The 19,821-nt window shown below is 51.7% G+C and carries 18 protein-coding genes; 16 read left to right on the top strand and 2 right to left on the bottom strand.

What is annotated here, in order from left to right; genetic code table 11:
• Positions 1 to 35: 35 nt before the first annotated feature.
• The 8 genes from KK062_RS18100 (at position 36) to KK062_RS18065 (ending at position 9,665) form a co-directional block, all read left to right on the top strand.
• A complete protein-coding gene (locus KK062_RS18100) occupies positions 36 to 3,641 on the top strand; it encodes a response regulator (RefSeq protein WP_254085746.1) in 3,606 nt (1,201 codons plus the stop codon).
• Positions 3,642 to 3,647: 6 nt separating this feature from the next.
• Positions 3,648 to 4,025, top strand: coding sequence for a response regulator (locus tag KK062_RS18095; RefSeq protein WP_254085745.1), 378 nt, complete (start codon positions 3,648 to 3,650; stop codon positions 4,023 to 4,025).
• Between the two features lie 7 nt (positions 4,026 to 4,032).
• On the top strand, positions 4,033 to 4,869 hold the full coding sequence (locus tag KK062_RS18090; RefSeq protein WP_254085744.1) for a CheR family methyltransferase: 837 nt from the start codon (positions 4,033 to 4,035) through the stop codon (positions 4,867 to 4,869).
• Positions 4,870 to 4,872: 3 nt separating this feature from the next.
• Entirely contained in the window at positions 4,873 to 5,451 is a 579-nt protein-coding gene (locus tag KK062_RS18085) for a chemotaxis protein CheB (protein WP_254085743.1), read from the top strand.
• A 75-nt stretch (positions 5,452 to 5,526) separates the two neighbouring features.
• Complete coding sequence (locus tag KK062_RS18080) at positions 5,527 to 6,822, top strand: DUF2851 family protein (RefSeq protein WP_254085742.1); 1,296 nt, start codon at positions 5,527 to 5,529, stop codon at positions 6,820 to 6,822.
• The gene (locus KK062_RS18075) at positions 6,819 to 8,090 is read left to right on the top strand and encodes a hypothetical protein (protein WP_254085741.1); all 1,272 of its coding nucleotides are present in this window, start codon (positions 6,819 to 6,821) and stop codon (positions 8,088 to 8,090) included. The genes KK062_RS18080 and KK062_RS18075 overlap by 4 nt, the downstream gene beginning before the upstream one ends.
• A gap of 55 nt (positions 8,091 to 8,145) precedes the next feature.
• The gene (locus KK062_RS18070; protein WP_254085740.1) at positions 8,146 to 8,784 is read left to right on the top strand and encodes a NeuD/PglB/VioB family sugar acetyltransferase; all 639 of its coding nucleotides are present in this window, start codon (positions 8,146 to 8,148) and stop codon (positions 8,782 to 8,784) included.
• Between the two features lie 17 nt (positions 8,785 to 8,801).
• Positions 8,802 to 9,665 carry a nucleoside phosphorylase gene (locus tag KK062_RS18065; protein ID WP_254085739.1) on the top strand — a complete coding sequence of 288 codons (864 nt, stop codon included), beginning with the start codon at positions 8,802 to 8,804 and terminating at the stop codon, positions 9,663 to 9,665.
• 4 nt (positions 9,666 to 9,669) lie between these two features.
• Here KK062_RS18065 and KK062_RS18060 read toward each other — a convergent pair whose 3' ends face one another.
• Positions 9,670 to 9,924: a hypothetical protein gene (locus tag KK062_RS18060; RefSeq protein ID WP_254085738.1), complete on the bottom strand. Its 255-nt coding sequence runs from the start codon at positions 9,922 to 9,924 to the stop codon at positions 9,670 to 9,672.
• Positions 9,925 to 10,108: 184 nt separating this feature from the next.
• Between KK062_RS18060 and KK062_RS18055 the strand changes: the two genes are divergently transcribed.
• The 8 genes from KK062_RS18055 (at position 10,109) to KK062_RS18020 (ending at position 19,131) form a co-directional block, all read left to right on the top strand.
• Positions 10,109 to 11,341: a M16 family metallopeptidase gene (locus tag KK062_RS18055; RefSeq protein WP_254085737.1), complete on the top strand. Its 1,233-nt coding sequence runs from the start codon at positions 10,109 to 10,111 to the stop codon at positions 11,339 to 11,341.
• Between the two features lie 25 nt (positions 11,342 to 11,366).
• Positions 11,367 to 12,008 carry an O-methyltransferase gene (locus KK062_RS18050; RefSeq protein ID WP_254085736.1) on the top strand — a complete coding sequence of 214 codons (642 nt, stop codon included), beginning with the start codon at positions 11,367 to 11,369 and terminating at the stop codon, positions 12,006 to 12,008.
• Between the two features lie 23 nt (positions 12,009 to 12,031).
• Positions 12,032 to 13,969, top strand: coding sequence for a LysM peptidoglycan-binding domain-containing protein (locus tag KK062_RS18045; protein WP_254085735.1), 1,938 nt, complete (start codon positions 12,032 to 12,034; stop codon positions 13,967 to 13,969).
• Positions 13,970 to 14,111: 142 nt separating this feature from the next.
• The gene (locus KK062_RS18040; RefSeq protein WP_254085734.1) at positions 14,112 to 14,525 is read left to right on the top strand and encodes a response regulator; all 414 of its coding nucleotides are present in this window, start codon (positions 14,112 to 14,114) and stop codon (positions 14,523 to 14,525) included.
• 51 nt (positions 14,526 to 14,576) lie between these two features.
• Positions 14,577 to 15,515 carry a DUF3078 domain-containing protein gene (locus KK062_RS18035; RefSeq protein WP_254085733.1) on the top strand — a complete coding sequence of 313 codons (939 nt, stop codon included), beginning with the start codon at positions 14,577 to 14,579 and terminating at the stop codon, positions 15,513 to 15,515.
• A gap of 99 nt (positions 15,516 to 15,614) precedes the next feature.
• Positions 15,615 to 17,180 (top strand): helicase HerA-like domain-containing protein, encoded by a 1,566-nt coding sequence (locus KK062_RS18030; protein ID WP_254085732.1) that lies wholly within the window; start codon positions 15,615 to 15,617, stop codon positions 17,178 to 17,180.
• A 20-nt stretch (positions 17,181 to 17,200) separates the two neighbouring features.
• Positions 17,201 to 17,662 carry a hypothetical protein gene (locus tag KK062_RS18025; RefSeq protein ID WP_254085731.1) on the top strand — a complete coding sequence of 154 codons (462 nt, stop codon included), beginning with the start codon at positions 17,201 to 17,203 and terminating at the stop codon, positions 17,660 to 17,662.
• 260 nt (positions 17,663 to 17,922) lie between these two features.
• A complete protein-coding gene (locus tag KK062_RS18020; protein WP_254085730.1) occupies positions 17,923 to 19,131 on the top strand; it encodes a 7TM-DISM domain-containing protein in 1,209 nt (402 codons plus the stop codon).
• Positions 19,132 to 19,157: 26 nt separating this feature from the next.
• Here KK062_RS18020 and KK062_RS18015 read toward each other — a convergent pair whose 3' ends face one another.
• Positions 19,158 to 19,727 carry a DUF8439 domain-containing protein gene (locus KK062_RS18015; protein ID WP_254085729.1) on the bottom strand — a complete coding sequence of 190 codons (570 nt, stop codon included), beginning with the start codon at positions 19,725 to 19,727 and terminating at the stop codon, positions 19,158 to 19,160.
• Positions 19,728 to 19,821 lie beyond the last annotated feature (94 nt).

Genomic DNA, 19,821 nt, shown 5'->3' with positions numbered 1-19,821 from the left:
TATACTTACCTGACTTATCTGAACACGACGTTTCCATGAAAGATAATTACAAAAGAAACCTTCTGATCGGATTTGGCGCTTCGCTCGTCATCCTGATCGTTTCTTCGACGGCTTCCTTCGTTAGTATTCAAAATCTCCTGACCAGCACGGAGTGGGTGAACCACAGCAATGAGGTTATTATCGAAATGGACGGCATTCGCTCGGCCATGGTTGATGCAGAAACGGGCCAACGTGGCTACCTGCTCTCTGGAGACGATCGTTTTCTTGAACCCTATCGCGATGCTGAAGTGCAAGCGAAGAGCGCTTTCAGTCGTGTCAAGATGCTGACTGCCGACAACCCCGAGCAACAGCAAAACCTGCAGGAGCTTGACGCGCTTATTACTGAACGCTTTGGCCTGCTTGAACTGAGCATGTCGGCCAAACGCAATGGCGAAGCCATTCAACATGAAAACCTCGAGTCCGGGCGAGAGTCTATGCGCAAGATCCGGGCGTTGGTGGAACGGATGGAAGAGCTGGAGCGAAACCTGCTGGAAGAGCGTACTTCCGAAATGAACCGGTTCTCGTCGTTCACGCCGCCGCTGATCCTGGGCGCCGCCCTTATAGCCTTGCTGATCACCGTGATGTTCTATACGCGCATAAGCGGCGACTTCGAGCAACGCATCAAGCTACAGCAGGAGCTGGTGGAGAAAGAAGAAGAAATTTCCCGTCGTATTCAAATCATTCAGAGTATTGCCGATAAGGTGGCCCAGGGGAGCTACGACATTCGTGTCACTGATCAGCAGAGTGATTCGCTGGGTGGCGTAGCCGTTTCCCTTAATAAGATGGCGGGTGCGCTGGAAATATCGTTTAATCAATTGTCGGACAACGAATGGAAACAAACGGGCCTGGCCGGCCTGAACGACACCATGCTGGGCGACAAAACGCTGGAAGCACTTACACGCCAGGTGATCGAATACCTGGCCACTTATACGCAGAGCCATGCAGGCGTGCTTTACCTGCGCGAGCGCGATGATCTGGAGGCCAGCGCCAGCTTCGCCTACCTGCCCGATAAGGTGCGGCAACGCCTGAAAGTAGGCGAGGGATTGGTGGGACAGTCCATTACGAACGGGAAAGTACTCGAACTGAAAGATATACCCGAAGGCAACATCAGCATAAGCTTTGTGGCCGGTGAGGCCAGACCCAGCCATGTCATTGCTATACCGCTGCTGGATGGTTATAATATTAAAGGTGCTGTGGAGCTGGCAACTTTGCGGTCGTTCTCCGAGCGCGATATCGAGTTCCTGAAAGCCAGCGCGCACAACATCGGCATTGCCATTAGCAGCGCGCAGAACAGAAAGCGCCTGCAGGAGCTGTTGGAAGAAACCCAGGCACAGTCGGAAGAGTTGCGTACACAACATTCCGAACTCGAAAACGTGAACAGCGAGCTGGAAGTGCAAGCTGAAAAATTGCAAGCGTCAGAGGAAGAGCTGAAGGTACAACAAGAAGAGTTGCGCCAGGCCAACCAGGAGCTGGAAGAACGCAGCCGCTTGCTGGAAGAACGAAACCAGGTGATCACCGAGCGCAACGTCGAGATCCAGACAAAAGCCGAACAGCTCACGCAAAGTGCCCGCTATAAATCGGAGTTCCTGGCCAACATGTCGCACGAGCTGCGCACGCCGCTCAATTCCATCCTCCTGTTATCGCGGTTGTTGTCAGAGAACCAGGACCGAAACCTTTCCACCGATCAGGTGGAGTATGCACGGGTCATTCAGAGCTCGGGCAACGGATTGCTGTCGCTGATCGACGAGATTCTCGACCTTTCCAAGATCGAGTCCGGCAAGATGCAGCTGGAATACGAGCCTCTCTCGATTAAGGAGGTAGTGAGTGATATGAACGCACTGTTTACCGCGGTAGCGCAGGACAAACAGATCGAATTCATTACGCACCTTCAGCCGTTGCTGCCAGAGGTGCTTGAAAGTGATAAACTACGCCTGGAGCAGATTCTGCGCAACCTCATTTCCAATGCAATTAAATTTACCGCACAAGGTTCGGTAACACTCGAGATCGCTGCTACGGAGGACGATCACACGTGGTGGAAGTTCATCGTACGCGACACGGGCATCGGCATTGCCGCCGACAAACAGCAGATGATCTTTGAGGCCTTTCAGCAGGCAGACGGTTCTACCCGCCGCAAGTATGGTGGAACGGGTCTGGGTCTTTCCATCAGCCGGGAACTGGCCAAGCTGCTGGGCGGTGAGATTCAGCTGCGCAGCGAAGAAGGAAAGGGCAGCGAGTTTACGGTGGTCATACCGTCCACGCGCGCCGCGGCTATTAAACGCACCAAACAAGAAAGCTATCGCGACGAGCCTCTTCCGCCACCGGTAAAGGAGGGGCCGGCGTCGCCAAAAAAACTATACATCAGCGAAAGCATACCCGAGAGCATTCCGGACGACCGTGATACCGTGCGTCAAGGTGAAAAGTCTATCCTCATCGTGGAGGACGATGTGAACTTTGCCAAAGCCCTTTTAGACTACACGCGCACCCGTGGATACAAAGGTGTGGTGGCTGTACGCGGCGACGAGGGTTTATCGCTGGCGAAAGAGCTGTTACCTGTAGGGATTCTGTTGGACATCCAGCTGCCGATCAAGAGCGGCTGGGAGGTTATGAGCGAGCTGAAGGAAGACACCCGCACGCGGCACATACCCGTACATATCATGTCGTCGCACGAGGTGAAACGCGAAAGCCTCATGAAAGGTGCCGTCGATTTCATCAACAAACCCGTGGCCTTTGAGAAGATGGAGGACGTGTTTCAGAAGATCGAATACGTGTTGACGCACCATCCGAAGAAAGTGCTCATTGTGGAGGAGAATCCCAAGCACGCGAAGGCGCTTGCATACTTTCTCGAAACATTCGACCTCAGCCTGGAGATCAAGCACGATGTTCACGACGCCGTACAGTCTCTGCGCGATCAGCTCACCGACTGCGTGATCCTCGACATGGGCATACCGGATCAGAAAGCTTACGAGACACTCGAAGAGGTGAAGAAAACTCCCGGCCTGGAAAATCTGCCGATCATCATCTTTACCGGTAAGAGCTTGTCACAACCCGAGCAGCTGCGCATTAAACAATACGCGGACTCGATCGTCGTGAAGACCGCGAATTCTTATAAACGCATCCTTGACGAGGTGTCGCTCTTCCTCCACCTTGTGGAGAAAGAAGATAAGGAGAAGGCTGCCCCATCCAGGTATCACAAGCTGGGCGCGCTCGATGAAGTGCTGCGCAATAAGACCGTGCTTGTTGCTGACGACGATATGCGCAATATCTTCTCGCTCACCAAAGCGCTGGAGCAATACCAAATGAACGTTATCACCGCTGTAGACGGTAAGGATGCCCTGCGCCAGCTACACGCTCATCCCGATACCGATATTGTGCTGATGGATATGATGATGCCGGAGATGGATGGCTACGAGTCGATCAGTGCCATTCGGAAAGATCCCGTGCTGAAGGATATACCGGTGCTTGCCGTGACGGCCAAAGCTATGACCGGCGACCGTATTAAATGTATCAATGCCGGTGCATCGGACTATATCAGTAAGCCTGTCGACATCGATCAGCTGCTATCGCTGCTGCGTGTATGGTTGTATGAAAGAGGACGTAAATAATCCTGTATGACAACGACCACACCTCCAACGATAATGCTGATCGATGACGACAGCCGCAACATCTTTGCGCTCACGGCAGTATTGAAATCGCGTGGCTTCACCTGCGTGACGACTACCAGTGCCGCAGAAGGAGTAAGCTTACTGGAAGCCCAGCCGGGCATTGGCATCGTGCTGCTGGACATGATGATGCCCGAAATGGATGGCTATGAGACGCTGTCGCGCATCCGTAAGGGTAGGCGCAGTGACATCCCTGTCATAGCCGTCACGGCACAAGCCATGGCCGGTGACCGCGAGAAGTGTATACAAGCGGGTGCCAACGCCTACGTTTCCAAACCCATCAACGTTGATGAGCTGCTCACCTTGCTACAACGTTATCTACCATAACCCCGTCATGAACCGAGAAACTTCGTTAGACTTATCCGACAACGAAATTGAGATCGTACTACACGACCTGGTAGAAGTACATGGGTACGACTTTGTGAATTACTCCCGCGCGTCGCTCAAGCGTCGTATCAACAGGCTTGTCGCCAACGACAAGTTTCTGAGCTTTGCCGAGTTTCGTTACCGCTTGCGCAACGACGATGTATACTTTAAACGTTTTGTGGAGGAGATCACGGTAAACGTTACCGAAATGTTCCGCGACACGCAGTTCTACCGCACGCTGCGGGAAGAGATACTCCCGATATTGGCAACCAGTCCGCTGATTCGTATCTGGCATGCCGGCTGCTCGACAGGGGAAGAGGTATACTCGATGGCCATCTTGTTGCAGGAGGCCCGGTTGCTGCAAAAGTCGTTGCTGTACGCCACCGACATCAATCCCGCCGTGTTGGAGAAAGTACGTGCCGGTATTTTTTCCATGAATCAGATGAAGCAATACTCCGAGAATTATATACTCTCCGGCGGTAAGAATGATTTCTCGTCGTACTACACCGCGCAGTACAACGCGGCTAAATTTGACGAGCAACTGGGAAAGAAGATCATTCTGGCCAATCACAACCTGGTGTCTGATAGCTCCTTTAACGAATTTCAACTGATCCTGTGTCGTAACGTGATGATCTATTTCGACAAGGAGCTGCAGGAGCGGGCATTGAAATTATTTGACGATAGTCTCGAACCGCTTGGCTTTCTCGCCCTGGGTTCAAAAGAGACCTTGAAGTTTTCTTTGATCAGCCACAAGTACAGGCAGGTGGCGAACAAAGAAAAAATCTGGCGTAAAATAGGTAAATAATATATGGCAGGTCCGTTTGATATTGTCGTCATTGGTGGCTCCGCAGGAAGCCTGTCCATGGTGCTGCAGATCCTGCCACACCTAAAAACGGACATGCAAGTAGCCGTGATAGTGGTGTTTCACCGGAAGTCTTCTGAAGACACAACGCTGATCGAGCTGTTGTCGCATCGTACGGAATTTGAGGTGAAGGAGGTAGATGAGAAAGATCCCATACGGCCCAACGTGGTATATATCGCCCCTGCTGATTACCATGTGCTGATCGAAAAGGATCATACGCTGTCGCTTGACGTGTCGGAGAAGGTGAACTTCTGTCGCCCGAGCATTGACGTTACCTTCGAGTCTGCGGCGGATGTATATGGTAAATCGATGCTGTGTATTTTATTGTCAGGTGCTAATGCCGATGGTGTGCGGGGACTGAAAGCCGCACGGGACAAAGGTGGATTTATTGTTGTACAAGACCCTGCTTCCGCTGAAGTATCCTATATGCCCCAGCAAGCCACAGAACAACTTCCTGTCGATTTGCTGCTGCATGATGATAACATCGATGCGTTGATGGATTGCTTGCGACCGCCGAAGAGATAAATTTTGGGGAAACGGTTGAAAAACCGAAAGTAAAATTGCAACTTGGTGTTGTAAGTTGTCTTAACCTATAACACGATGTCGGAATCTTTTATCCACTACCTGTGGCAATACCAGTATTATAATAAACAGGAACTTTATACTACACAGGGAGATGCAATCCAGGTAATACACCCGGGTTATTTAAATCATCATGCAGGGCCTGACTTTCAGCAGGCGCGTGTACGCATCGGTCCGATCGACTGGGTGGGAGCGGTCGAGATACATATACATGCATCGGGTTGGCGTAGCCACCGGCACGACGAGGATGCGGCCTATAACAATGTTGTGCTACACGTTGTATGGCGGGAGGATAAACCTGTGCAGCGTCATGACGGCACGCACCTGCCAACGCTCGAGCTTGGCAGGCGTGTGGACGACGATGTTGTTTGGCGATATCGCAAACTGGTCAATAGTCAAGAACCTATTCCGTGTGCCCCCGCATTGCCGCGTGTACCGTCCCTTACCGTGCTGAATATGTTAGACAGAACGGTAGTCGATCGTCTGGAGCTCAAAGCAAAGGATGTATTACAACGCCTCGAGCGGAACAACGGCGATTGGGAAGAGACCTGCTACCAACTATTGGCGCGAAACTTCGGTTTTAAAGTCAACCATGAGCCGTTTGAGCAGCTGGCCCAAGGGTTGCCTTACAAAGTCATTCTTAAACAGAGCCACTCGCTGGAGCAGGTCGAGGCGCTGTTGTTTGGGCAAGCTGGTTTCTTAACCGGCCGTCAACCCGATGACGAATATTTGGCACGCCTCCGGCGTGAGTACAGCGTATTGGCGGCAAAGTACAACCTGGTGCCACGACAACTGGCCCGCGCGCAGTGGAGGTTTTTGCGCCTACGGCCGGCCAACTTTCCTACCGTGCGGATTGCGCAGTTCGCAGCGCTATTGTTTACCCAGAAGCATCTGTTTTCGCAAATGCTCGAGCGTGAGGACGTCCGCGCGCTCAAGAAGCTTTTTAGCGTACAACAGTCGGCATACTGGCAGCACCATTACCTGCCGGGCAAGCCCGCGGGCGATGCGCCCGTGCCGGCCGTTGGACTGGCCAGCGTCGAAAACATTATCATCAACACCGTGGCGCCATTGGTGGCCGCCTACAGACGCCTGCACGACGAGGACGATGCCGTCGACAGGGCAATGGGGCTTTTACAGGCGATTAATCCCGAAGAAAATCACATCGTGAAACGCTGGACAGCCGTTGGCATGCGATGTGGATCGGCCTTTGACTCTCAAGCGTTGCTGGCGTTACACAATAATTTCTGTTTAAAGCGAAGATGCTTAGATTGCAACATCGGATTTTCGCTGTTAAACCCAACGCGTAGAGAATGATTATAACCGCCGCCCATACAGTGGTGCTTCTGGCACTCGCCTTTTTGCTGTGGAAGCGTGCGGACCTTGCGATCAAAAAATACTTCTGGCCGGCCTGGGTACTAAAGCTGGCAGCCGGCGCAGCGCTTGGATGGATCTATACTTACTACTATCGCGGTGGCGACACGTGGGAATATTTTCAGGATGGTGTCACACTGGCGCATACTGCGCGCGCGGATTTCTTTACCTACTTACGCTTTTTGTGGAGTGGCGATGAATCGTTTGACGTCTGGTCGCAGTTGCAGTATCAACAGCCACGCGCGTTGTTTTTCGGCAAGGTGACCAGCCTGTTTTGTCTGCTGACACACGATCAATATTTGGCTGTAGCGTGGTATTTTTCCATGATCTCGTTCTGCAGCGCCTGGCACGTCACCACCCTTATCAGCCGCCATTGGCCTACCGCGCGCGCTGCCGCTGTGCTGGCCTTGTTGTATTGGCCTACCGTGGTACTCTGGACTTCTGGCCTGATTAAAGAGAGCCTTGCCATGGCCGCTTTATATTTTCTGGTAGCAACAAGCTTGCAGGTATGGCTGCGACAAAGGTTATCTGTGCTAACGATGGGGCTAACGGTGTTGGCGCTTTGGATTTTGTGGAGCCTGAAATATTATTACCTGGCCGTTTTTTTGCCGGTCGCCTGCGCGGCGCTGATCATGCGCTGCTTCTTGTTGCCAAGGATGTCGTCGGCGGGTGCGATAAGCAAAGTATTGGTGTGGGCTGCGCTGTTTATTATTCCTGCCATCGTGCTGAGCCAACTGCACCCCAATTTTTATCCTGAGCGGTTCCTATCGGTCATTACCGAAAACTACAAAGCGTTTCAGCTGTTGTCGGCTACAAACGACGCGGCACACTTCCCGGCCTTAAAACCTACCCCCGGCAGTGTGTTGCGTCACAGTCCTGCGGCGCTGCTCACCGGATTATTCCGGCCCTGGATATGGGAGGCTCATACATTCTTTCAGGTTTCGGTTGCGATCGAAAATATGCTTCTCGCCGTATTGATATTCATGTCCTTTCGGCACCTGCCAACGTTGCCTGTATCACCACACCGTTTACTGGTGCTTTCAATCGTTGTATATACCCTGCTGTTATGTGTTTTTCTGACCTTATCAACACCCAACTTTGGCACACTGTCACGCTACCGCGTGGGTTTTCTGCCATTCCTGGTGCTGCTGGTATGTGCCGGCAACGTAGTGATCGCAAGAATCTTTCGCTTCACACAAAGTTCAAAATAACCGTTTGGTAAGTATACCGATCCGCCTACCTTTGCCATCTGATCTGCTATTTATTATGGAAAATCCGGTTATTATTTTTGGTGCAACACAGCTGGGGCGTGCCGCCCGCGAGATATTTGATGGGAATGGAAATGTCGTGTATTGTTTCCTGGACGACAATAAGAAATTACACAACACCGAGATTGACAACGTCACTGTACTGGGCGCTACCGACGATGACGGGTATTTGAAACTTATTGGCAAAAAGTGTGAGGCTTTTGTCGCGCTCGACGACAACAAGCTGCGTAAGAACGTCGTCAAGATGTTGCAAGACGTACGCCACGTACAGCCTGTCAACGGTATACACAATACAAGCATCATCGCAACCTCCGCTGACATGGGCCACGGTAACTTCATTGATCAGGGCGCGAAGATTGGTGCGGGCAGCAGCATCGGCAACCACTGCCTTATACACGCGGGCTCCATTATTGGCCCTGAGGTAAAGGTGGGTGACTTCGTACAGATAGGAGCAGGTACCGTATTGGGTGCTGGCACTGAGGTAGAGGAAGAAGCCTTCATTGGCGCGGGTGTAACCGTCGCAGGAGGTGTCACTATTGGCAAAGGCGCGCGTGTAGGCGCCGGCTCGGTGGTGGTAGCGCCTGTAAAAGCAGGCGAAACTGTATTTGGAAACCCCGCGCAAAAAATAGGAGGCTGACGCTAGCACGTGTAGGTATGGCCAGGATTTCAGAGACCGATTTGATTCTTAATGACGACGGCAGTGTATACCATCTTAACCTGCTGCCTAAACACCTGTCCGAAACCATCATTACGGTAGGAGATCCCGGCCGCGTATACCGTGTCAGTGAACATTTCGACGAGGTGGAATTCGAAATGAACAAACGCGAGTTCATCACGCACGTCGGCACCTATAAGGGAAAAAAAGTGACGGTCATTAGCACCGGCATGGGCACCGACAACATCGAGATATTATTCACGGAGCTCGACGCGCTCGTCAACATCGACCTCAAAACGCGCGAGCCCAAAAGCCGGCGAAAAAAACTGCGCATCATTCGCATCGGCACCTCGGGGGCACTACAAGAAGATATTCCTGTGGGCTCACACCTGGTGACCGGGTATGCTGTAGGCTTCGACAGCCTCATGCATTTTTATAACCTCACCATGGACGAGCAGGAGCAGGCTTATGCCCGCGACATTCAGGAAAAGATAGGCCTGCCGTTCCAGCCGTACGTCGTGCGGGGTTCAGAAACGCTACAGCAACAGTTTGGGGGCGACATGATCATCGGCAATACGGTAACAACCCCTGGCTTTTACGCGCCTCAGGGGCGTATTTTACGTGCGCCCATTAAATACCCGCGTCTGCTGGAGGACTTGTATTACTACCACCACAAGGCCAGTGACTTTTGGCTCACCAACTTTGAAATGGAGACAGCCGGCTACTATGCCATGGCCCGGTTGCTTGGGCACGAGGCCCTGAGCGTAAACGCCATCATCGCAAACCGTGTCAAAAACAAATTCGCCAAAGACCCCAACAAGGTCATTGACCCCCTTATCAAAAAGGTGCTAGACAGCCTCTGACAGGCTATTTCAGCTGTACAGAGCTGTCCATACGCATAATGTGCCTGGCGGCCGCCATGGGGTCGTCGTGGTAAAAGCCCGACAGGATGCGATGGGCGATCTGCTCGATAATCAATTCGTCGTCGCTCTTACCCTCTTTGCCGCGCCAGAACATGCGGTTGGGATGGCGTTTCATGTCATCCACATAATATTTGGCGCGGGTGTACTGCTCGTCCGTAAACGTAATGGTAAAGCAGGTCTTTACTTTATAGGTTTCCATAACAGCCAGGGATTCAAAGGGTATGCCAGTAATTTCCCTCAAATCAGGGCGAAAACGGGGTAGTAGTGCCCCAGCGTCGCCCGCAGCCGGGCGGAACTGTCCGCGCCTGGGACGGGTTATAACCCATTGCGGCCATTTCTGTGGAAGGCTGCATAAAACGATTAAATTCGCACCGAATAGCATTATGAGAGATTGCAACGTATTTACCCTGTCGAACGGAATCCGCGTAGTACACCAGCAGATCGTGTCGACAGCCATCGTTCATTGCGGACTGATCCTGGACATTGGAAGCCGCGACGAAAACATAGACAACCAGGGCATCGCACACTTCTGGGAACATATGGCCTTTAAAGGCACCAAGAAGCGAAACACCCTCGACATCATCACCAGCCTCGACGCCGTCGGCGGCGAGCTCAATGCCTACACTGACAAAGAGAAAATTGCCTTCTATGCCTCTGCGCGCCGCGAGTATTTTGAGCGTGCCGTAGATGTGCTCAGCGACATCGCCTTCCGATCAGTCTTTCCCGAGAAGGAGCTTGAAAAAGAGAAAGGTGTTATTCTTGAAGAGATGTCCATGTATCACGACAGCCCCGAAGACTCCTTGCAAGATGAATTCGAGGCAGTGATCTATAAGAATCACCCGATGGGCATGAACATTCTGGGCCGCGAAGAGACCATTCGCAACTTCCGTAAAAAAGACTTTGTGTCGTTTTTCCGCCAGCACTTACATACCAAGCGTGTGGTGTTCTCGTGTGTGGGTAACATCACGTTGGAGGAGGCCGAGCGTCTGGCGCACAAATATATCGCAGGGTTTAAAGTAGCGGGAGGTAACGGCCGTCGTAAGAAGTTTACGGGTTACAAGCCTGCACAGCAGGAACTGCGGCGCATCGTAAAGCAAGCAAAGTGTGCCATCGGCAGTGATGCGTATCCTATTCATCACGATAACCGCATACCGCTTTACGTGCTGGTGAACATTCTCGGTGGCCCCGGCATGAACTCGCGTCTAAACCTGTCGCTGCGCGAGCGCTACGGCCTGGTATATGGCGTCGACGCGCACTACACAGCATACTCTGACACTGGCATGTTTGCCATCTTTTTTGGCACCGAGCCCCGACAGCTGGACAGGTGTATATCGTTAGTAAAAAAAGAACTGGAGAAATTCCGTGAAAAGCCGCTGTCGAAGACACAGCTGGCCGTTGCGAAGGAACAGATCAAAGGCCAGCTGGCCATGTCGGAAGAGAACAACCTCAACCTCATGCTGATGATGGGCCGCAGCATACTGCTCTACAACCGCGTGCCCAAATTAGAAGAGGTGTTTGATATGATCGACCGCACCACGTCGTTAAAACTGCAGGAGGTAGCGCAGCATATATTTAACGAGAAGCGGCTCAGCTACCTGACAATGCTTCCCGCATAAGCCGCCGCCACGAAAAGCCAGACACATGAACATTCTGAACGAAGCCATCCAGCGGTACGCCGAGCAACACACCAACGAAGAAAGCCCGTTGTTGAGTCGCATCAACCGCGACACCCATGCGCAGGTGATGATGCCCCGCATGTTGTCCGGCCACTTGCAGGGACGCCTGCTGGCGATGATCAGCGCCATGATCCATCCCAAGCGCATACTCGAGATCGGAACCTATACAGGCTACTCGGCGCTATGCCTGGCAGAAGGCCTTGCGCCCCAGGGCAAGCTCATTACGCTAGACATCAACGAAGAGCTGGAGGGCCGCGTACGTAAATACATCGCCGAGGCAGGCTTACAAGAAGCCATTGACTACAGGATCGGCGATGCCGGCACGCTCATTCCCGGTATAGAGGAAGTCTTCGACCTGGTGTTTATCGATGCTGACAAAGAGCGTTACAGCAAGTACTATGACCTGGTAATCGACAAGGTACGCCCGGGTGGGTTTATTCTGGCCGACAATGTACTCCGCGATGGCAAGGTGCTGGATGAAAAAACGGACAAGGATACCCGCGCCATACAGGAGTTTAATCGAAAGATTCACGCCGATCCACGGGTAGAGAACGTACTTCTTCCGGTTCGGGATGGTATTATGTTGTTGAGAAAAGTATCTTTGTAAAACTTTTTAATCTCTTCTTGACTATGATGCGATTACTCTTCGCGCTATTTTTTGCGGTATCGTATACCGTAGCGGCGCAGACGACACCGACACCGCAGGTCCCGCACAAGATGGCGTTCGCCGGCATCACGCTGACCATTCGCGACGATGCCCGCCGTGAAATACAAAAAGATGTAGATGCGCTCACTCAATCGCCCCGGCATCACAACATCAAGGTAGAACGTGCTAAGACATACTTCCCGATTATCGAGAAGATTTTTGCCGAAGAAAATGTCCCCGACGATTTCAAATACCTGGCGTTGCAAGAGAGCGCACTGATCGCAGATGCCGTGTCGGTATCCAATGCCGTTGGTTTCTGGCAGTTCAAGGATTTTACCGCTATGGAGATGGGATTACGTGTAGACAAGCAGATCGATGAACGCATGAACATTGCCTCGTCCAGTCGTGCCGCTGCGCGCTACTTCAAAAAGAACAACGTTTATTTCAATAATTGGATATATGCGCTGCAAGCATACCAAATGGGTGCCGGCGCGGTGATGCGCAGCGAGAAAGATAGCCAGCCCGGAGCCCGGAGTATGGAGATCACCAGCAAGACGTATTGGTATGTCAAGAAATACCTGGCCCACAAAGTAGCCTTCGAAGATATGGTCAAAGGCGATGGACAGATCAAAGCCATGACCTACGAGAGCCAGAACAAAAAGTCGTTGAGCGACTTTGCGAGGGAAGTATCGATCGACGAGGAAGAACTGAAACTATATAATAAGTGGACGAAATCTGGCGACATTCCGAGCGATCGCACCTACGTCATCGTCATTCCGGTGAAGGGAAATACCGGAGAAATCCGGTTACCCAATAATACCATTGCCTCAAAAGCTGGTGAGACAGCCAAAAACAGTACATCGGTTTCTGCTCAAAAAGAGAGCCGCCGGAAGGTCAATGGCATCCCTGTTATCGAGGCCCGGCAAGGTGAAGGCGCGGTCCAACTGGCCGCGCGTGCAGGCGTAGCGGTAGGTTCGTTTGTGAAATGGAACGACCTGGAAAACCCGGGCGCGCTCACGGTCGGTCAGACATACCTGCTGGGTAAGAAACGCGCCCGTGCGGACAAGGCGTATCATACGGTGGCGGCCGGTGATAACCTGTGGAGTGTCAGCCAGCAGTACGGTGTGCAGGTAAAGAAGCTCAAACGCTATAATCGCATCGAGTCCGACCGCGACATCAAGCCCGGCATGACCCTGTGGCTATCGGCGCGCAAGCCTAAAGACGCCGATAAGACGCCGGCTGATACAAGGCCTATTGAAATAGATAAATCGCAAACATTTGCATGGGGTGTAGATCCCAACGAAGGCAAAACACAGATGCCGGTCGTAACCACCACCACCCCTGTAACGGTTGTAACAACGCCTACACCGGCAACAGTAACCACCGTGCCGCCGGCAGACAGCGTGTCGGAAACGCTTGCGGATACAGTTGAAACGGCTGTAGAAGCCATCGATTCAGCCAGGATCTTATTGCCTGATCGTGTAGAAGTATCGGCACCGGTTGATAGCACGGCATTGAAACCGGTTGTGACCGAACCGATAGTGGTGATAACTGTGCCCGATACACACACAGTACAACCCAAAGAGACCTTGTATGCCATTGCGCGTCAATACAACTTGGGTGTGATGGACCTGGTGAACCTTAATAACCTTAACTTACAGGAAAGCATCAAGCCTGGTATGGTACTACGCCTCAAAGAGACGGCGCCCGCGGTTGAAAATACACCTGCACCGGCCACACCGGAGCGTGTTGAAACAACCAATAAGCCGGTGACAGAGGTGATCCATGAGGTAAAAGCAACCGATACTTTATATGGGATAGCCCGTAAGTATGGCGTGACCATTAAGGAGCTGACGGAGTGGAATAACAAGAAAGACTTTTCCCTTTCGGTGGGAGAGAAGCTAAGAATACAGCAAAAATGATAAACCTTTTTTTAACTTTTTGCCGCTATTTATTACGTCTTTTCTGGAAATTGTGTCGCGGGTTCTCAAATATTGCAAAAAAGGATATTTTTGTGATTCGTGTTATATTAAAGGATGTGTAGACAGATTTACCTGACCATTGATGCAAACAGATATTAAAGCCATAGACCTGGTAATGCTTGTGGATGATAACGACACTGATAACTTTATCAGCAAGCGTATCATTGAGATCACCAAGTTTGCCAAGCGTGTTGAAGTGAAAGGATCCGGAAAGGCAGCATTAGACTACTTGCGTGAAAATCAAAACGTTCCCGATAACCTGCCCAGCCTGATCTTTCTCGACATCAACATGCCGATCGTAGATGGCTTTGTATTCCTGTACGAGTTCGAAAAATTCAACGAGCTGGTACGCAACAAGTGCAAGGTTATCATCCTGTCGAGCTCTGACAACAAGCGTGACATTGACAAGATCGTAAACAACAATCACGTCATCAAGTTTATCACCAAACCGCTGACAGAGGTCGCGCTGGACGAGATCAAACTAAACAACATCTGAGTTTTCCTGGTACGGTTTTAATTGATATTTTTCGATCAAAACCCATGCAGTATGAAAAAGGACGATGTTGCACGCCTATCCCTATCCCTAACCCTTGCCATTTTTTGTTTCCTTTTGTCCGGGCCGGTAGTCGGTCAGATCGTAAAGCCTGACAGCCTCTCGCCCTGGAAAAAGAAGCTTATCTTCAACGCGAACGTAAATCAGGCCTCCTTCTCGTCCAACTGGAAAGCCGGCGGCGTAAACTCCATCGGGTTAAACGCCGCATTCAACTATAAGGCCGGGTACAAAAACGGCCGGAGCACGTGGGACAACGAGATCGACCTGCTCCACGGCTTCGTTAAAAACGCCGGCCAGGGCTATCGTAAGACCGTGGACCGCATCTTCGTCGATACCAAGTACGGCTATAGTATCAGCAAAAACTGGGACGTCTTCACCTCCCTCAACTTCCAGTCGCAATTCGCTCCCGGCTATAAATACGACAAAGATGCGGCCGGACTCGAGCAGGCATCCCTTATTTCCGACTTCCTTGCCCCGGCGTTCGCCACCTCGGCCTGGGGTGTTGAATATCATCCCGCCCCTTACTTCAAAGTGCGCATTTCGCCTTTTGCGCCCCGTGTTACCATCGTGCGACACAATGACGGCCGATTTGTTGCGGTAGACTCCGTGGCGCCCTATGGTGTCGAAGTAGGAGAGACCACACGCTTTGAATGGCTGGCGTTCCAACTGCAGGCCGAGTTTGACAAAGAAATTGCCACCAACATCAACTTCAAATGGCGTTACCTCATGTTTGCTAACTACGAGACCCTTAAAATGAAGACCATTGACCACCGCCTTGACCTTATGTTCAACGCCAAAGTGAATCGCTTTATTACGGTGGGCTTGGGCGGCATTCTGCTCTATGACTTCGACCAGGATAGCGGCGCTCAAGTCAGTCAGCTGTTCAACTTCGGGTTTGCCTACACGTTCCAGAACTACATGGATCCCAAATAGCATATCCCCTTCATAACCATGGGAAAGGCCTGAAAACTCCGGGCCTTTTTCTTTTTGCCTGATCCGATAGTTTTAAATTGCGTAAAACTTGTCGTTCCCATGTCTCAGGAGAAATTTATTGAAGCCATCACCAAAGCGTACGCCACCAATCTGCCCTCTATTTGCCTCGGCGCCGGTGTCTATCAAAGCGAGATCGTTGCAGCCGCCAAAGTAAACCTGCCGTTGCGTATGATGAACCGTCACGGCCTGGTAACAGGTGCTACTGGCTCTGGTAAAACCCGCACGCTCCAGCTCATGGCCGAACAGCTCTCCGCCGCCGGGGTGTCAGTGTTTATGCCCGACATGAAAGGCGATCTTTCCGGCATGGCCAGGGAAGGCGTCGTAAACGATAAGATCACCGAGCGCACACAGGCCATCGGCATTCACTATACACCCACAGGTTTCCCCGTAGAAATATACTCGCTTAGCGGCAAGCTTGGCGCGCAGATGCGTGCCACGGTGACGGAGTTCGGCCCGGCCTTGCTCAGCAAGATCCTCGAGCTGAACGAAACACAGTCGGGTGTATTGAACATCCTCTTTAAATATGCCGATGATAAATCATTGCCCATCGTCGATTTCAAAGACCTAAAGAAGGTACTCAATTACCTGACGGAAGGTCCCGGCGCAGCGGAAATCAAAAGCGACTACGGCAAGATCTCTTCGGCTACCGCGAGCACCATCTTGCGCAAGATTGTTGCGCTCGAGCAGCAAGGCATTGATCAGCTCTTTGGTGAAACGTCGTTCGATATCGAGGACCTTTTCGAAAAGATAGACGGTCGCGGCGTTATTAGCTTACTGAACGTATCGGACGTACAACATCAGCCTGCTATATTCTCTACCTTCCTGCTGGCGTTGCTGGTAGAAATATACCAGCGCATGCCCGAGGCCGGCGACCTCGACAAGCCCAAGCTGGTGTTTTTCCTCGACGAAGCGCATTTGCTGTTTAAAGACGCTCCTAAAGTATTCCTGGATCAGATCGACCAGATCATCCGCCTCATTCGTTCCAAAGGGGTTGGTGTGTTCTTCTGCACGCAGGTGACACAAGATATACCACCGTCCGTACTGGCGCAGCTTGGCAACCGCATACAGCACGTGATCCGCGCCTTTACTCCCAACGATGCCAAGGCCTTGCGGGAAACGATCAAGACCTTTCCAAAATCGGCTTTCTACGATATGGAACAACAGTTCACGCAGTTGGGCATTGGCCAGGCTTTCATTACCGTGCTGAACGAAAAAGGTATACCAACAGAGACTGTCGTGGCACACTTGTCACCGCCGGCATCGTTCATGGGTCCGCTGGCGACAGATGAATACGATCAGGTGCTGACCCGGTCTGATCTGTATAAAAAGTATAAAGACTCCGTCGACCCACAGAGTGCATTCGAGATGCTGAACGAGCGCATGCAGGAGTTGCAGGAAGAAGCCGAAGAAAAGAAAGCTGCCGGGCGCGCCGAGGCACCGGTACGCCGCACAACATCACCGCGACGCGAGAAATCAACGTTTGAAGAAGTGATTTCATCGCCCGTGGCCAAACAAGTAGGTCGCGAGGTGGTGCGCGGTATCTTCGGCATGCTGTTCGGGTCGGCTCCCCGTACGTCGCGGTCGCGTCGTAAGAGTATATTTTAATAACCGCGATCAACGAGGCTATGTGGGAAGACGATGATACCGAAGACGGCGACGCTGAGTTCGACCCCGAGAAAGAACGGAGGCGCATGGAGGCATTGCCCATCTTTCAAAAAGCCGAAGAGATACGCGACATGACGCGCCGCATTATCGACTCCATTGACGACGAAGAGGTAAAGATGATCCACAGCAATATTATGCTCGAAGACTCCATTGTTATACCTGCCAAAATCGCCAGCGCCGAAGCGATCGACGACTTTATCCTCAAGATGGAGAATGCTACCATCGTCAAAATCCACGCCCGCAGCCTGCAATCACAAGCCGCGTCGTTAATTTTCGAGGAAGTCCTTCCCGAAGAGTACCTGGTGTTACTTCGCAAAGAGATTGAGACTTTTCGCGTGTTGTTCCGGGCCTGGATCAAAACCTTTCATCAGGCCAAAAAAGAAGGCGACGGCTGGGGTCTCTTCGTTGACGAAGACCAGTAATTATCACCGCAACTGCATATAGTAAAGATGCGTTGCAACAGATATTACCCACTTAACCGGATAATTCCGGTATTATCAGGAAAGGTGACATCTTTTTAAAGTGTTCACCGTGGTGGAATACTTTTCTTTTCTACCTTTGTCTCGATTAAAACCTGTTTTGCTGAAGAATCCCAACGCTTCAGCTTTTCCCTCACTACATGTTTAATTAATTTATACCTGTCTGTATGAGGGATCGTATCATTTGCTTAGTCATAGCATGCATGTCCTTGGTTTATAGTGCCCAGGCACAATCAACCGTCCGGGCAGAGGGGGGTGTGCTTGACGCCCGTCATTGGAATTTCCAGGAGCAAAACCTTGCGCTGACAGGTTATTGGATGCACTATTCCAATGAGCTATTAACGCCCCGCGAAACCCGCACCAGGAAAGGCCAGATACACTTTTTGCCCGAGCTTTGGAACGAAACCACGCCCACCGGGAAAGGCCAGGGCTATACCACCTATCAGCTCAAAATCCTGTTGCCTGACACCATTCACCAACTTGCCGTGGAAGTGCCGCAGCTCTATAGCTGCTATACGCTCTGGGCCAACGGCCTCGAGATCGCTTCGGCGGGTGTCGTATCTGACAAAAAGGAAACGGCCGTACCCCAGTGGATACACCAGGCCGGCGTCATCTCCATGGATCCTGCCGACACGCTGGTCCTGGTGTTACAGATTGCCAACTTTCATCATTATAAGGGGGGTATAAAGGATCCCATCATGCTGGGTCTGTCTACAAATATCCGCGATCATGCTTTCTATGCCATTACCGCTTCGGTCATTGAATCGGCAGTATTGTTTGTTCTTGCGCTTAGCTTTTTGATATTGTTCATGGTACGTCGGCAACGCGTCGTACTATACTTTGCTTTCCTGTGTTTCAGCTGGGGCGCACGCGCATGGTTCTCGAACGTATATCCGGCAACGGCCTTCTTCCCATCTATGCCGTGGGCGTGGGTAGTGCGGCTTGAATACCTCACACTCTATTCAGGCATCGCCTGGGCGGTCCTGTTCCTGCATGCACTGCTGGAGAAGCTCAGTCACCAGCTCATACCCTATATCGTGGTGACATTGAATGTATCGTTTGCCATGTTCACACTCTTTACGCCTGCACTGGTATACTCGCGGTGGGTAGGCCTCTATTTGGCGGTAGCGGCCTGTGTGCTGCTATATGCGGCTGTATTGGCCATTCGCGCGTTGCTGTTTGAGCATGCCGGCGCATGGTATATGGTGGGAAGCATTGTTACAGGTGTGGCCATGTTTGGATACGACATCGTAGCCTACAACAAAGGCGGCGTGTATGATTTTATCTTCCTCAGCGTTGGCTACCTGCTCATCTTCTTATTGACAACAGTCGTACTGTTGTACCATCTGAACGTATTCAAAAGCCATGGTGAAAAGCAGGTGCTTACCTACGAGGATTTCTTCAAAAAATAAGGCATAGGTCGAATAGAAACACCGGCTTAGAAGTCGGTGTCCAGCCCCAGGCGATCTTTCATCTCGCGCAAGACAGGGTTTTTTTCCAGCAAGTGATCGAACTTCTCCCGCGGCGTATAGAATACGCGCTTGGACTCGTCAATTTCCACGATCTTGGTTACGATCTGAATGGAATTGTTTTTTAGCCGCTCGCGAATAAAGGCCGACAGCTGTAGTCGGATGTTATTCAGCATCGTCTCCTGCACCAGGTGATGAAGGTGTACGGTGATTACGGGATGCGTAAAGTCATAAGGTTGCGTCAGCAGCTGATACTCGGCGGGTAGATTTTTGCGTTGCTCGGCAAATTCATTCCATACAACCTGGAGCTTTTCCGGCGTAAAAGGCTGATCGACTTCCACCGGCACATCGTTCGCAGCGGCGTCTTTCTTCGGCTCCACCTTTAGCAAGCTAGTCAGCTTCACCGTGGTTTTCGGACCCGACTGAAAGCGCGACTTCTCGGCATAGTTCGGCTTGAGCGTGGGGATTTGAATGCCGGTGTCCTCGGTGCTTTCTGTCGCAGGCGGCGCCGTACTGGCAGGCGCTGCTGGATGTGTCACAGGAGTCGACGTAGCAGGGGTAGGAGTGGTGGTTGGAGCGGCCGTCGAAGTAGCTGCCGGAGCTGCGTTTGCAGCGCTGGGAGAGCCTTCTTCA

The sequence above is a fragment of the Dawidia cretensis genome (assembly GCF_018598175.1).
In the GTDB taxonomy this organism is placed as follows: Bacteria; Bacteroidota; Bacteroidia; order Cytophagales; family Cyclobacteriaceae; genus Ohtaekwangia; species Ohtaekwangia cretensis.
The sequence above is the reverse complement of the archived record's forward strand: the minus strand, read 5'-3'. Positions and strand labels throughout refer to the sequence as shown.